Raw genomic sequence first — 14232 nt, 5'->3', positions numbered from 1 at the left:
ATGACAAGTATTTTTTTTTCATATTATTTAAGTATTTTGTAATAGCTTAGCGTGGGTCTGTAAGCTTTATTTATTTTTACAATGCATTGATGTTATGCTATGTAGGCGCGCTTTTCATCATTATGTAGTGTTAATAATTAATAAATAACAGCGCTTACCGGCTGCGGCAGTTGCTTATATGTAATATTAACCATAATCGTTTTCGGCGGATATGCGGCAATCACTCCCATATATGCAGCAATCACCATTTTAATAACTTTGACACATCAGGGCACAAAAAAACCGGCAGCTTTTTAAAACTACCGGTCGCCCTTACAAGAAACCTTAATCAGGCGCTTTGCCTGTATTTAAGGGGAGTTGTTTGAAAATGCTCCCTGAAGAGCCTGATGAATGAGCTGGGGCATTCAAACCCTATCAGGCTTACCACTTCGTTAACAGGGTAATCAGTGTTTTTCAACAATCCCTGTGCCCGTTGCAGGCGTAATTGAATTAAAAACTGGTGTGGTGTTAAATTAAAGGCCTGCTTAAACGTGCGCAAAAGGTGATTAACGGATAAGCATGAATATTCGGCCAGTTCGTCCAGGCTAATGTTTTGGTTATAATTGGTGTACAAATACTCTTTCGCCAGGTTTAACCTGCGTAATATTTCAATTTTTGTGCTCCTGTTTAAAAAATTCAGGCGCTCTGCCTTCTGAAAAATCTCTTCGTTATATATTTTAAAATAGCTGATCAGGCAATGGTGCAAATACTCATTTATAAGCACTTCATCCTGCATGCCATGGTCGAGGTGATATTTAAGGTGTTTAACATTAAAAAACAGGTCGCCCTTAAACGGATAAATAGTTTCGCTAAATTCACCTTCCTGGCGGTTATTATAATTCTGCTTAAGAAGGGTATCATCTTTTATCTGCCAGCATTTTTTAAAATCATCCATAAACTTTTCATCAAAGCTTATTGAAAATGAATGCACCGGTACTGCGCAATCTACAGTGCTTGAATAATTTGTTCCCTTATTCAGTATTAAAAACGAATCAGGGTAAATAGATAAATTTCGCCGCCCGATACTGTAATTTTCATTGCCCGAGAATACAAATCTTATACTAAAATCAATATTCGACTGTTGGGTAAGCTTATGGCTCCTGGTGCCGCTGTATATTACATTATTGTTTTTTAATGTTTTTAAGTATTCCATAGCAGGTTAAATTAATGGGTGTGATTTAATTATGGTTAACTATAAATACGTTCTTCAATTAATAAATACCGGTTACCCGTTGGGTCTGAAAATTCAGCTCCCAAACCAATTGGTGAGTATTGCGGCTCGTTATAAAAGCTTACCCCAGCCGTCTTCAGGCTGTAATAATCATTTAAGCAATCATCAGTACTTAAAATTATAGGCGGAGTTACAGTGTTGGTTTTTGTCTGTTTAATCACCATTAAAAACACCCCGGGGTTATTGGTTTTTATAATGGTACATTCCTGGCCAAACAAGATATTTTTACATCCACAGGTTTCGAGTCCCAATTTTTCGGTAAAAAAACGAAGCTGTTTTTCAACGTCATCTGTATAAATTGGTATGTATTTAATATTCATGTTAATTAAGGTTAGTATTGGTTGATTGGTTGTAACGCCTTATAAACTTTTTGTCTATAGGGTTAATATACTTTGGAGAGATCAGTTATAGTACATCTCAAAGATAATGTTATAAAAAGGCGGTCGTATCACCCTGTTAGGGGGAATTTTGATGAGTAGAGTCGGGAAAAACAGAGTCAAGAAGTCAAGATTCAAGAATCAAGATAAAAGGAAATGAGAAAAAATCCTGATTCTTGACTTCTTGACTCCTGACTCCTGACTCTTGACTTCTTGATTCTGTTCCCTCAAATAAGCTTATTCTCCCTGGCGGTTTTTATGGCGTCGGCCCTTGAGTTTACATCAAGCTTAACATAAATATTTTTGATATGGCTTCGTACGGTTTCAAGGTCAATAAACAGCTCTTTTGCTATCTGGCCGCGGCTTTTACCATTACAGATCTGTTCAAGAATCTGGGTTTCACGTTTTGATAATGGCGACGCCTGGTTTTTCTGGAACGATTTGATCACCATTTTTGCTATGTTGATGCTCATCGGCCCCCCTCCTTCCTTCACCTCTTTAATAGATTCAATTATTTTGGCCGAAGGGGTATTTTTGGTAAGATAGCCGGCCGCTCCGTTGGCAAGCGCTTCGAATATTAACTTTTCTGATTCATAAACAGTTAGTATTAATATGTAAACGTGTGGCAAAAGCTTCTTTAATTTGGGGATAGCGTCAATCCCATTTGTGCCGGGCATTTCAATATCAAGCAATATCACATCCGGTTTATCATTTGCAATTTTTAGTGCTGCCGACTCATAAGAGCAATAGGATGATACCACCTCATATCCCTCTGTATTCCCTATCAAAAATGAATACCCGTTGCGGATAGTATCGTCATCCTCAATTATAGTTACCTGTATGTTGCGGTTCATAGCATTACGTTTTTGCATTTAGTTTAACCTGTAACTCGGCGGCTGTACCTTTTTGGCCATTGCTGCCTATTTTAAATTGCGCACCTATCCGGCCGGCTCTCGACCTTATATTTACAAGGCCATGCCCGCGTTTTGCCTTAATTTCGTCGTAGCCGTTACCGTCGTCTGTGATCCTGATGATTAGCCGGTTTTTTTCGGGCTGCTCAAGATTAACCACAACGTTGTGTGCTTCGGCATGTTTAAGCACGTTGGTTAAAAGCTCCTTAAATATCATGGTAATATTACGGCTGTATTCCATAGGGAGTTTTATTTGATTAAAGTTATCGGTAATGCCTTCAAAACAAAAATCAATATTTACATCCTGGAACATTTCAATACCGGTTTCTTTTACGTGCATCAGCGTTTCATATAAATTATCGCTTTTAGGATCGAGCGCCCAAAGTATGTCTTTGGTGCCATTATATAAAGCTGCTGCATTTTGCTGGATCTGCTCAACAAGGTTTTTCTGATCAAGCTTATCTTTATCCAGCTTGGTGTTTAGCACATCAGACAATACGGTAATACGGGTTAACTTGTTTCCCAGGTCGTCATGAAAGTCTTCAGCGGTTTGCTGCCTTAGCTTTTGCTTTTCTTCACGCTTTAATGTTTCAAGGGCTTGTTTTTTGTTTATTTGCTGCTGATGTAAAAAATATTGAATAACAAAGCCAAGTAAAACCAAAAAGATTAACCCCAGCACACGGAATACAGGCTTTTGATAAAAATGCGGTACTATTTCAAATTTAAGCACGGCAGTTTTTGAGGGGATCTTCGCCTCGGGACTAAGTGCTTTTACTTCAAACGTATATTTACCCGGTGGCAATGATGGGTAATCGACCGTATTGCTTTTTACCGGCCAGCAAAACTGATCGTCTAACCCGGTTAATTTATACTGGTAAGTTACCTCATCCGGATTTTTTAAATAAACGCCCTGGAAAGATATAACCAGGTGATTTTGCGAGGCAGATAATTTTATTTCGGAGCCCGGATCTTCATTTAATGGGCGCGTACCTTTATTGCCATCTAAAAATAATTTGACACCCTGTATCAATACATGCGGTGGTTTTTCGGGTAGCGGATCAATATTGGTGTTAAATACAATTATGCCTTTGGTTGTGCCAAAAAAAACTTTTCCATCATCATAAAGGGCAGCGTTCTGGTTGGCTTCTACTATCAGGTCTCTTGAGGTTCCGGCTTGCTGAATTTTGCATTCCATGCTGCCCGGCTTAATAGCTATCCGGTTTATACCACGCCCTGTGCCTGCCCATATAACACCGTTATTATCGGCAACAAGGCTGTATATGCTGTTTGCTTTAAACCCATCCTTTATATTGTAATTTTGGAGCTTATTGTGCTTATCCCATATAAACAAACCCCTGTCATCTGTTCCAATTAAAATCTTATCCTTATATTGCATAATGCAAAGTATAGCCGATGCGTTTAACGTGCCCAGCTTAAACCCGGGAACAATTTTCTTATTTACAACAAGCTTTACGCCCTCCTGGCTTCCTATCAGTATTGAATCTTTTCCACACGACGTAATTGCAGAAGTAAAAGATGTTAATCCCTGCACAAAGGTCATGGTGTTGTTTTCATAATAGTAGCATCCCTGCGGGGTTGCTATCCACATGGTATTATTACTATCAACCGTTATAAAATTAATCGACCTGGTTTCAGTTCCCTTCATCAGCTTAAAGCTTGTACCGTCGTACTTCCAGATGCCGCCACGATCTGCCCCTATCCAAACATTTTTATCCTTATCAATATAAAGACTTTGTATAATTGCTGTGCCCGAACCTGATGATGGCTGCCAAAGGTTACTCAATACGCCGTTATTGTATTTTATAATGCCACTGCCGGCAGTACCCAATAAAATATTGTTGCTTTTATCGTGAGCTATGCTCATTACTACCTGGTTTACATTTATTCCCTGCGACTCATCATAAATTACATGGCCCGCACCTTCATACCTGAACATCCCGCTTCCATTTGTTCCTAACCATACATTACGGTCGTTATCACAGTAAATATCTGATACAGCATTATTGGTTAAGCCGTTACCACCTGTAAAATGGATGGTTTTTTGTTTGCTTACAAAATAGGCGCCACGCTGCGTTCCTATCCATAGGTTATCTTCATAATCCTGCTCAAAGCTCAGCAGCGGGCCTGCATTGTTATCAATATCTTTATTTTGATACCGGCTTATTTGTTTATCAGTGGCTATAAATAAACCCTTAGGTGCAAGCAGGTACAGCTTTTTACTATCAAACTTATCAAACTGCATTTTAAACACAAAAGCCGATTTAATTGCCCCGGTAAATGGCGCGTATAAAACCCATTTGTTGTTATCCAGTTTATAGATTCCCTTATCAATAAAGGATACATATAAGTTCCCGGTCTTATCTGCAACAATACAGCTAACCGAGTTGCTCAGGCTATCGGGCATTTGCACCCTTTGCATCCGGTTATTAATTGCTTTGTACAAATGATTGCTCATTACCACCCATATCGCACCGCTATGCTCTTCAGCTATGTGTGTTACAAATTTTTTCTTTGCATCAGCCGGTACGGGATAGTTGTATATTTTTTCGTTTTTTATTGATGACAGGCCCATGTTAGTGCCCAGCCAAACCGTTCCTTTTGAATCGCTGTAAATTTCAAATACAAAGTTGTTTGGCAGACCTGTACTTTTTGAGATGTTATAATAGTCATGGCCATCAAACCGGCTAACGCCGCCAAGGGTAGCTATCCATAAACGGTGGGTATTGTCCTGGTACAGCATATTTACCTGCGATTGAATAAGCCCATCTTCAATATCATAATGCGCAAACACGTATTTCTGCGCTGCTGCCTTATTATTAAAAATAAGTATAATGCAAAATGCCCAAACTAAAACTAATGGGAGGTGTACAGAAGGTGTTGATCTTTTCAAAACAGGCACATAAATGCGGTTTACAACTTAACTGATAACCATGTATACAAATTAAGCTATTACTAATATAATAAAAAATCACCCTAATAGGGTGATTAATTTAAAGACCAGTTAATATTAGAGTCGAGAGTCAGGAAGTCAGGAAGTCAGGAGTCAAGAGTTAAGATATAAAAGAGTTCAAGCCAGTTATTATCTATTAAAACAAATATCTTGTTCAGTTGATCTTTTTTAATCACTATTTTTACCCCAACTCCTGACTCTTGACTCTAATTCTTATTCTTATTCTCAGCCATTATTTTTTGAGGTTCACTAACATCCCTATCATCAAACAGCTTACATACCTGGGTTATCTTCCACTCCTTGTCGGCATTTTTTTCTAAGGTTAAGTAATTATGCTGGATGGTGTTTTCATATTTAAAATCAACACGGGCAATAACCAGGGCATCGCTTTTGGCAAGCACCTCGTACTTTGCGTCGCAATTTTGTACAACAGTTGCTATCTGGCGCATGTGCTCAACCAGCTTATCTTTGCTTTGAACAAGTACAACTTCGCCGCGGGGAATTTTAAAGGCTGCATTTTCGCCCATTACAGCATCCAGCTTTTTATAATTGGAGTTCATGTGGCTGTCGATAAAATCGCGGATGGTTGTGTTATAATCGGCCGGCCCTTTACCTGTGCCGGCATATGTTTTTTCTGTAAAGGCCAATAATAAACCTATTATTAAAACCTTAAAAAGATTGCTTCTCATATTGCTGTTTTTTTATCAAATGTATAGTGCAAAGCAAAAGCAGAATATGCGAAACAAATCATTGGATATGCCATTAACACCAATGTGAGGTATTAGCAGGTAGGAAACGATTTTGAAATGGGAAATCGGTGCCTAACGGGTTGATCTCAGGTAGCCCCATCGGCCCATTAAACTTTTACATTGTTTACCCGGAGTTCTGCAATCAATTTTCCAACATCCCTAAAATTTTCAACATTCTACGGCTTGGGTTGGTGTACCACCAATGGTTGTGTATGTTTGCCCTACTATATTATGTCACCAGAAATTATACAAACGCGGGCCGATTTAACGAAGATCATTTCAAAACACCTGAAGCTTGAAGAAGGCAGGCGTATTTTAAAAGGGAACTGCCCCTTTCATGCAGATAGCACAGACTCCTTTATGGTATCGCCGGCAAAAAACATATTTAAGTGTTTCGGCTGCGGCAAGGAAGGCGGCCCGATAGAATTTGTAATGGCTATTGAAAGTAAAAGCTATGATGAAGCTGTAACGAGCTTGGTTTTAGAGTTCGGCGTTTAAATAGGCCTCCTGGGGCGTTTCTTTTTTTCAAAGCTGCTGCTGCTGCCGCCGGATGATCTCATATTTGAAGAATAGTTTTTGGGCGGAGGAACAGGTTTATCTTCCCTTATTTTTACATTTAGCTGCCTGCCGCCAACTTCGGTGCCATCAAGCGCTTCAACGGCCCTGTCGGCGCCCTCCTGACTTAACATCTCTACAAATGCATAACCCTTGCAGATCCTGGTCTTTTTATCCCGAACAATTTTAATGGTACTAATATCACCATGTAGCCCAACAAGCATCGCGATGTCGAGTTCCGTAAAATCAAGCGGGAAACCACCCACAAATATTTTTATCATAAATAGTAAACTGTAATGTGCAAATATAAGTATCTGATTGATTAATGTAGCGGTAATAATTTACTCAGGCAGGGGATTATTAAAATGAGCTTTACCGGGGCGTAATGTATTAATATTAATTTATATTCTTCAAACATTGATAACGGGGTACAGGCAACCGATCTATCAACACCCCTCTAAAAATTAAAATAAGTCTGTAAAAATCTAAATAAATAACCTATCCATGTATTATTTATAAACACACTTGATCACCGTAAATAAATTTGCTTAAATACTTGTAAGTCAATATATTTTATCAGATATTTATTGTTAAATAATAACTAACCTAATATCACCTAAAAATATAATAAACAAAACTTATAGTTAAGAAATCTTAATTTTTTGAATGACAAGTATCGTCTGAAATTAATTACCGCTAAGCTATAATCTGCCTGAAAAACTTAATTCATTACCAATATGTCAGGATCAAACATTTTAGAGATCGCAACCGGGATAATATTCATATTTATCCTGGTGAGCGCTATTTACTCCGTCTACCCCGGGCGTGTCATCCACCAGCTTTTATATAACATGGGTGGTACCGGGCTTACAAAGGCCCATTTACCTGCAGCCATGGTTAATATTAACGCTACCCCGGACCCACCTACTGCGGGAGGAGACACCGGAGACGCAGCCGGGCAAAATCCACAGGCAAATGATCCATCACTACAGGATCTGCCCGACGGCGATGACGAGCCGGACGGATGCGATGTAGAGGCAACAGACTTAACGGGAGATGCAGATCTGCCGGAATCAAAAGGAGGAATGATATAATATGGCTTTTTCATTAACATGGCTGCCGGAGGTTTTAATGAACGCCGGTTTAAAAGTAGCAGAATCACCAGGCTGGCAAGACCGTGGCCACGGCGATATGGGCGAGGTAAAGGGGATACTTTGCCATCACACAGCAACGCCCGGTAAAAATAGTGGCAATATGCCCACGCTTAAAACTTTAATAAATGGGCGGCCGGATCTTTCAGGCCCGCTGTCGCAGCTTGGCCTTGGCCGGGATGGCACCTATTACATAATTGCGGCAGGCAAATGCAACCATGCAGGCGGCGGCAAATGGCAGGGCATTGCCACCGGCAACAGCAATTTTATTGGCATTGAGGCCGAAAATACCGGCGGACGGGACGATACACCATGGCCAACCATACAGGTTGATGCCTACCACAGGGGTGTTGCAGCCATATTGAAACACATTGGCAAAGGTGCCGAGTTTTGCGCCGGGCACAAAGAATACGCCTTACCTCCGGGCCGCAAATCTGATCCTGATTTTGATATGAATGCCTTTCGTTCGTCAGTGAGTGATATTTTGAACGGCGTGGCCCCTGCACCTGAGCTGATACCCGTTGCAGCCCCGCCAACGGCCGACAGACCCGCACGCGCTACCTTAAGGCGCGGTATAAATAATAACCCTGAGCTGGTGAAAATTGTACAAACCAAGCTTGGCCTGAATGCCGACGGAAGCTTTGGCCCCAAAACAGAGGCCGCTATCCGCGCATTCCAGTCGCAGCATGGCGTAGTGCCCGATGGTATTGTTGGCCCTAAAACATGGCTGATGATTGATCCTTAAGACCGTTTTATATATTATGAGAGATAGTTGACAGAACCTGGCTCCGGCCGGGTTTTGTTGTGTTTGGGAGGGGTCATTAACCCATCCCCCAAAAAACAATAATCCAAACCTACTCACTATATTAGCGTTGCCTAAAAAAGCTTTATAGTATGCCTACAAACAAAACACCCATATACACGGCCTTTGTTGCCAATACCATTATAGCAATTGTAAAGCTTGTTGCTGCGGCTGCTACAGGCAGTTCGGCAATGGCATCGGAGGGCATCCATTCATTGGTTGATACCAGTAACGAGATCCTGCTGTTGCTGGGCATCCATAAAAGCCTTAAACCGGCAGATGAAAAGCGGCCTTTTGGCTACGGCAAGGAGCTTTACTTTTGGGCGTTTGTGGTATCGCTGGTGTTTTTTGCGCTGGGTGGTGGCTTTTCAATTTATGAAGGCATCCAGCACCTGATGCACCCCGAAGAAATAAAGAACCCCGTATGGAACTACGCTATACTGGGCATTGCCTTTGTGCTTGATGGTTATTCGTTAATAACTGCTCTAAAGGAGTTTAACCGCCAGCGTGGCAGCATGACCTTTTGGAAAGCCGTAAGGCAAAGTAAAGACCCTGCAACCTTTGTAGTGCTTTTTGAAGATGCTGCCGACGTGATAGGCATCCTGATTGCCTTTACAGGGATCCTGCTGAGCCAATTGCTCCACAACCCTTACCTTGATGGCGTAGCCTCGATAATGATAGGCCTGTTGCTTACCCTGGTAGCTGTATTGCTGGTGCGCGAAAGCCACAGCCTGCTAATGGGTGAAACCGCTCATCCCGATGAATTGAAAAAGATAATAACCCTGGTTGAGAAAAACCCTGCGGTACAAAGCATGTCGGCACAATTATCCATGTACATGTCGCCGGAGGAAGTGCTGTTATTGCTGAAAATAAAGTTTGATGCAAACAGGTCGGGTGGTGAAATAGCGGATACCATTAATACCTTACGGGAAGCTATCCAGGCTAACTATCCGCATTATAAACATTTGTTTATTGAGCCGGTGTAGGTAAACGTAAACCCATAATATGACCCATAGGGCAATGTCATTAAGTTGAAATGAACAAAAAATACCGAACAACGAATATTGAAATAATGAAGTAAACTTCGGCGTTCGAAATTCATCATTCGATATTAATAATTTCCCTATTCCGTTCCTTAACTTAAACCTATAATATGACCCATAGGGTCAAAGAAAGTAAGATCGGATAGATCATTGAATACAGAATGATGAATACAACGAATGCCGAAGGTTCTTTCATAATTCAACCTTAGTTACTCAGTATTCGGCATTCAAAACTCCATCACCCATTCCCCACCCTTTCCATTTCCTCGGCGGCGCTGCCGTCTGATCGTTTTACGGTTTTGTAGGTTTTGCCAAAGCGATAGGTAAAGGTGAGCGTAAACACCCTGCTATCACGCATTATTTTAAAATACTCGGTAGCATTGGGGAACGAGGTGAAACCCTCCATGGCATTGGTGTACAAAATATCGCGGACACTAAATTTAAGCGTACCTTTCTTTTTTAGCACCGGCCTTGCTATTCCCGCCGACAGCTGCCCTGTTGGGTACAAAAGTTCCTGAACATCGTTACGTGCCTTGGTGGTATAAAAGCCGGAGATCTCGGCAGTATAAGTTTTGGCTATGGTAAACTGGTTGTTTGCGCTTATGTTAAGCTGGTTAATCTGGCTGGTGTAAGTATTGCCGTTAAAGCCCCTTAATTGCTTGTGGTTAAAGGTAGCCTGGGCAGTAAGGCTCCACCAGCTAAAGGGTGTTACCGACACTGCCTGCGATACCCCAATGTTATACGTATGGCCCACATTTCCCTGTGAGTATAAAAGAATGCCTTTAGTAGCATCATTCAAAAACAACTGCGAGAAATAGTTTTTTATATTGCTGTAGGATACGCTTGTAGTCAGCAGGTTTTTATACTGATGGCTCAGCTCAAAGTTCCAGCTAAACTGGGGCAAAAGGTAAGGGTTGCCTGTTTCGTAGGTGTATTTATTAATGATAAAATAAAAAGGGTTAAGATTTTGGAACACCGGCCTATCTATCCGCCTGCCCGCGGTAAGTGTTAAGCTATGTGATGAATCTGCCTGGTAGCTGATATATCCGCTCGGGAAAAACTCGCCATAGTTACGTGAAAATGCCGAATCTTTCTGAACTGCATTGCCCAGCTGATTGGCTTTATAGCTGGTATACTCATACCTAACCCCACCCTGGATAGTAAATTTATTATATTTCTTTTCCACAGAGGTATACACGGCGTTAATGTTTTCCTTATACAAAAAATGGTTGCTTTTGGTGTAGTCATCAACCCATTGTGTGCCATCAAAATTCTGATAAGCCGCCAGGTTATCCGTATTGCTGTAGGAAGATTTTATGCCGGATTGCAGGGTACCGGTTTCGCCCAGCTTCAGGGTATAATCCACTTTTCCCGAAGCTATTTTTATAGTTGTTGGGATATTTCCGCGCGATTCATCTTTATAGCCGCCGGGTGCAAGCAGCTCATTATTAAAATCCTGGCTGGTTTCAAGACTATAATGCAGGTAGTCAAGGTCAACCGCAATATCTTGCAATGGGGAGATAGTATGCCTTAAATTTAAATTTATCGCCCCATTTTTAAACCTGTTATCATTTTTATTCCCGGTGGCAATAGCCGAATCAACTGCACCGGCAGGATCAAGCCAGGTGGCTGTAGCAAGGTTGTTGCCATAACGGTGAATACTGGTACCGCTTAGCACAATGCCTATAGTAGTTTTTGGGCTGATAAAATAATCGAGCCCGGTTTTAATGGTATTGTTAAAAAACTTGCCGCTAAAATACGATGGCTGCCGCAGCATGGCAGTAACAGCGCCATTTTCATCATAATACTTTCTTAAGGCATAAAGGTCAGTCAGGTATTCAACATAGTTAAAGTTGTAATTAAAAAAGGTGTTGATCTTCCCGATGCGGTAATTTAATATAAGGCTGTTGTTATTTTTAGGATAAACACCCTGCCCCACCGAGGTGGTAAAAGAGCCGTTAAAGCCTTTCTGCCTGTTCTTTTTTGTTTTTATGTTGATGATCCCCGCATTACCGCTTGCATCGTATTTAGCCGTTGGGTTGGCTATCAATTCAATCTGCGATACCTGCGATGAGCTCATGCTGCTCAATAAATTGTTCAGGTCGGCACCTGACAGGTAGGTGGGTTTATCGTCAATGGTTACCAGTACACCGGCCTTACCCTGCAGGGAGATGCCGCCATTCCTGTCCACAGTAACCCCAGGCGATTTCTCCAAAACCTCCAGCACCGTTGAACCTGTATTAGTAACCGATGCATCAACATTAACAATTACTTTACCCTGCTGCAACTCAATAGGTTGTGCATGTGCGGTAACATTTACCTGTTGTAATGCGGTAGTTACCAGTTGTAACTTTACAGTATCGGTATTTACATCAGCAGGAAAATGGTAAACGCGGCTGGTTTGTGGTTTATAACCGGCGCTGCTTACTAAAAAGGTGTAGGCTCCCGTTTGAATGCTTACAAACTTTGCTGTTCCATTTGCATTGGTTACAACGGTTTTTAACGGTTTATCATCCTTTAATAGCTTAACCGTTGCACCATCTTCAGGCTGCAGTTTTTCGTTTACAACAATAAGTGAAAAGTTATACCCATTTTCTGTTTTAGGCTGACAATAAGCATTGGCACAAAATAGCAGCAGCAGGCACAGGCAGGCGATTTTTCTTACAGATGGTATTAAGTATATGTTTTGCAAATTGGAGCCAGTTTAAAAGCAGCAATATATACAACTATTAGGGAATGTAAGTGTGTAGGAATCACTTTTAGTGCTTAATATTTAGACATACTGGCTTCCTGACTTTCCGACTTCCGGACTTTACTGACTTTCCGATTTCCGGACTTTACTGACTTCTGGACTTTCCGACTTTCGGACTCCCCTAATAAACACCATGCCCATCAACGCACCTAAAAAACCAAGCGCTGCCGATGTGCGCATAATTTTGGCATAGGCATTTATAAAACTTTCGTGGTATACTTTTTTAATTTCCTGCTTATTGGTACGGATTCCTTCCGGCACTTTGGCATTGCCAAGGTTTGTAGCCTGGGCCGTTACCTGCTGCTTTTCATTTGTCGTCAGCTTTAAATCCTGTATCTTCGTTTGCAATGCGCCTATAAAAAACAAAACAGCAAGCGCGCCAAAAATTGCATTGGCAAACACACCCGCTATCCGCGATACAGCATTATTTACACCCGATGCCGTGCCCGAAAAATGATCGCTCACAGAACCCATTACCGCAGCCGTTAAGGGTGCCACGGTGAACGACATCCCCAAACCAAAAACTATTACACCGGGAAAAAAGGTTGTCCAGTAATCAGCAGGGCCGTTGGTTTGTTTTATAAAGGATAACATCAGCAAACCTGTCCCCGCAGCTGCCGGACCGAAAATGAGCAATAGTCTCGGGCCAAATTTATCGGCAAGCCCCCCGGCAAAGCGCGCAAGTGAGATCATCATTACGGTGAACGGCAAAAATGTTAACCCGCTTTGCAGCTGGCTGTAGCCCTGTACCTGCACCATATTTAGCGAGAGGAACAACATTCCAGCTCCAAGTCCGGCATATAAAAACAGCGTAAGCAGGTTAGCCCCGGTAAATGTGGGGTTTGCAAACAGCTGCAAAGGCATCATGGGGTTTTTGCTTTTTTTCTCGATAATTACAAAAGCTATTAGCAATAATAAACCTGTTGCCAATGAGAGGTAAACCTGCCAGTTATGCAGCCCTACAGCCGGGGTCCGCAAAAAACCAAAAGTTACCAAAGCCAGGCCCAGCGCAATGGCAATGGCACCCGGAAAGTCAATAGCATGATCGCCATCTTCATCTTTGGTTTCATTTACTTTTAGCCAAAGCATTACCAAAGCCGCAAGACCGATAGGAACATTGATAAAAAAGATATATCGCCATAAACCTGCATCAGCTAAAGCACCACCCAACACAGGGCCTCCCATAGTTACCACCGTCGTAAATGCCGACCATGTGCCAATTGCCTTACCCCTCTCTTTTACATCTATGGAGGATGAAATGAGCGACAGGCTCCCGGGGATCATCAATGCCCCGCCAATGCCCTGTATTATTCTGAATATGATCAACCACGTTACCCCGGGCGAGATCCCGCATAGTGCTGATCCGCAGATAAAAATAAAGATGCCGGCCATAAAAATCTTCTTACGGCCAAGCTTATCTCCTAATGAACCACCGATGAGGATCAAAGCTGCCAGCATCAGCAGGTACGCATTCAGGATCCAGAACAGATCGGCACCACTTGCCTGCAGACTATTTTGCAATGCCGGTAAAACCACGTTAAGCGCCGTACCATCAATAAACGCCATAGATGAAGCCAAAATGGCCGAAACCATGATCCATTTACCGGCAGGACTGCGAAGCGCTACTGTAGCCATTGTTTTTTAAAAAATA

Annotated in this window: 12 protein-coding genes; 4 read left to right on the top strand and 8 right to left on the bottom strand. The window is 41.8% G+C overall.

All coding sequences use genetic code 11. The annotated features are described in order from the left end of the window. Positions 1 to 328: 328 nt before the first annotated feature. From JWQ54_RS25070 to JWQ54_RS25050, 5 genes are all read right to left on the bottom strand, one after another. Positions 329 to 1192: an AraC family transcriptional regulator gene (locus JWQ54_RS25070; protein WP_299590529.1), complete on the bottom strand. Its 864-nt coding sequence runs from the start codon at positions 1190 to 1192 to the stop codon at positions 329 to 331. 35 nt (positions 1193 to 1227) lie between these two features. Then, the gene (locus tag JWQ54_RS25065; protein WP_299590528.1) at positions 1228 to 1590 is read right to left on the bottom strand and encodes a VOC family protein; all 363 of its coding nucleotides are present in this window, start codon (positions 1588 to 1590) and stop codon (positions 1228 to 1230) included. Between the two features lie 284 nt (positions 1591 to 1874). Next, a complete protein-coding gene (locus JWQ54_RS25060; RefSeq protein WP_299590526.1) occupies positions 1875 to 2519 on the bottom strand; it encodes a response regulator transcription factor in 645 nt (214 codons plus the stop codon). Next, complete coding sequence (locus tag JWQ54_RS25055) at positions 2506 to 5469, bottom strand: two-component regulator propeller domain-containing protein (RefSeq protein ID WP_299590524.1); 2964 nt, start codon at positions 5467 to 5469, stop codon at positions 2506 to 2508. The genes JWQ54_RS25060 and JWQ54_RS25055 overlap by 14 nt, the downstream gene beginning before the upstream one ends. Before the next feature lie 266 nt (positions 5470 to 5735). Further along, entirely contained in the window at positions 5736 to 6218 is a 483-nt protein-coding gene (locus JWQ54_RS25050) for a hypothetical protein (RefSeq protein ID WP_299590522.1), read from the bottom strand. A 291-nt stretch (positions 6219 to 6509) separates the two neighbouring features. Between JWQ54_RS25050 and JWQ54_RS25045 the strand changes: the two genes are divergently transcribed. Continuing rightward, positions 6510 to 6776, top strand: a complete 267-nt coding sequence (locus JWQ54_RS25045) for a CHC2 zinc finger domain-containing protein (protein WP_299590520.1) — start codon at positions 6510 to 6512, stop codon at positions 6774 to 6776. On the opposite strand, the gene JWQ54_RS25040 is transcribed toward JWQ54_RS25045, so the two are convergent. Beyond that, a complete protein-coding gene (locus JWQ54_RS25040; protein ID WP_299590518.1) occupies positions 6773 to 7114 on the bottom strand; it encodes an RNA-binding protein in 342 nt (113 codons plus the stop codon). The two genes, JWQ54_RS25045 and JWQ54_RS25040, sit on opposite strands and share 4 nt — an antisense overlap. A 456-nt stretch (positions 7115 to 7570) precedes the next feature. On the opposite strand from JWQ54_RS25040, the gene JWQ54_RS25035 reads away from it, so the two are divergent. The 3 genes from JWQ54_RS25035 (at position 7571) to JWQ54_RS25025 (ending at position 9772) form a co-directional block, all read left to right on the top strand. Further along, positions 7571 to 7927 (top strand): hypothetical protein, encoded by a 357-nt coding sequence (locus JWQ54_RS25035; protein ID WP_299590516.1) that lies wholly within the window; start codon positions 7571 to 7573, stop codon positions 7925 to 7927. A gap of 1 nt (position 7928) precedes the next feature. Then, the gene (locus JWQ54_RS25030; protein WP_299590514.1) at positions 7929 to 8729 is read left to right on the top strand and encodes an N-acetylmuramoyl-L-alanine amidase; all 801 of its coding nucleotides are present in this window, start codon (positions 7929 to 7931) and stop codon (positions 8727 to 8729) included. A 149-nt stretch (positions 8730 to 8878) separates the two neighbouring features. After that, positions 8879 to 9772, top strand: a complete 894-nt coding sequence (locus JWQ54_RS25025) for a cation diffusion facilitator family transporter (RefSeq protein ID WP_299590512.1) — start codon at positions 8879 to 8881, stop codon at positions 9770 to 9772. Between the two features lie 295 nt (positions 9773 to 10067). Here the strand turns inward: JWQ54_RS25025 and JWQ54_RS25020 are convergent, their stop codons facing one another. Continuing rightward, positions 10068 to 12521: an outer membrane beta-barrel family protein gene (locus JWQ54_RS25020; RefSeq protein ID WP_299590510.1), complete on the bottom strand. Its 2454-nt coding sequence runs from the start codon at positions 12519 to 12521 to the stop codon at positions 10068 to 10070. A 120-nt stretch (positions 12522 to 12641) separates the two neighbouring features. Then, positions 12642 to 14216, bottom strand: a complete 1575-nt coding sequence (locus JWQ54_RS25015) for an MFS transporter (RefSeq protein ID WP_299590508.1) — start codon at positions 14214 to 14216, stop codon at positions 12642 to 12644. Positions 14217 to 14232: the final 16 nt, after the last annotated feature.

This window comes from Mucilaginibacter sp., from assembly GCF_028288225.1.
Taxonomy (GTDB): Bacteria; Bacteroidota; Bacteroidia; order Sphingobacteriales; family Sphingobacteriaceae; genus Mucilaginibacter.
The sequence above is the reverse complement of the archived record's forward strand: the minus strand, read 5'-3'. Positions and strand labels throughout refer to the sequence as shown.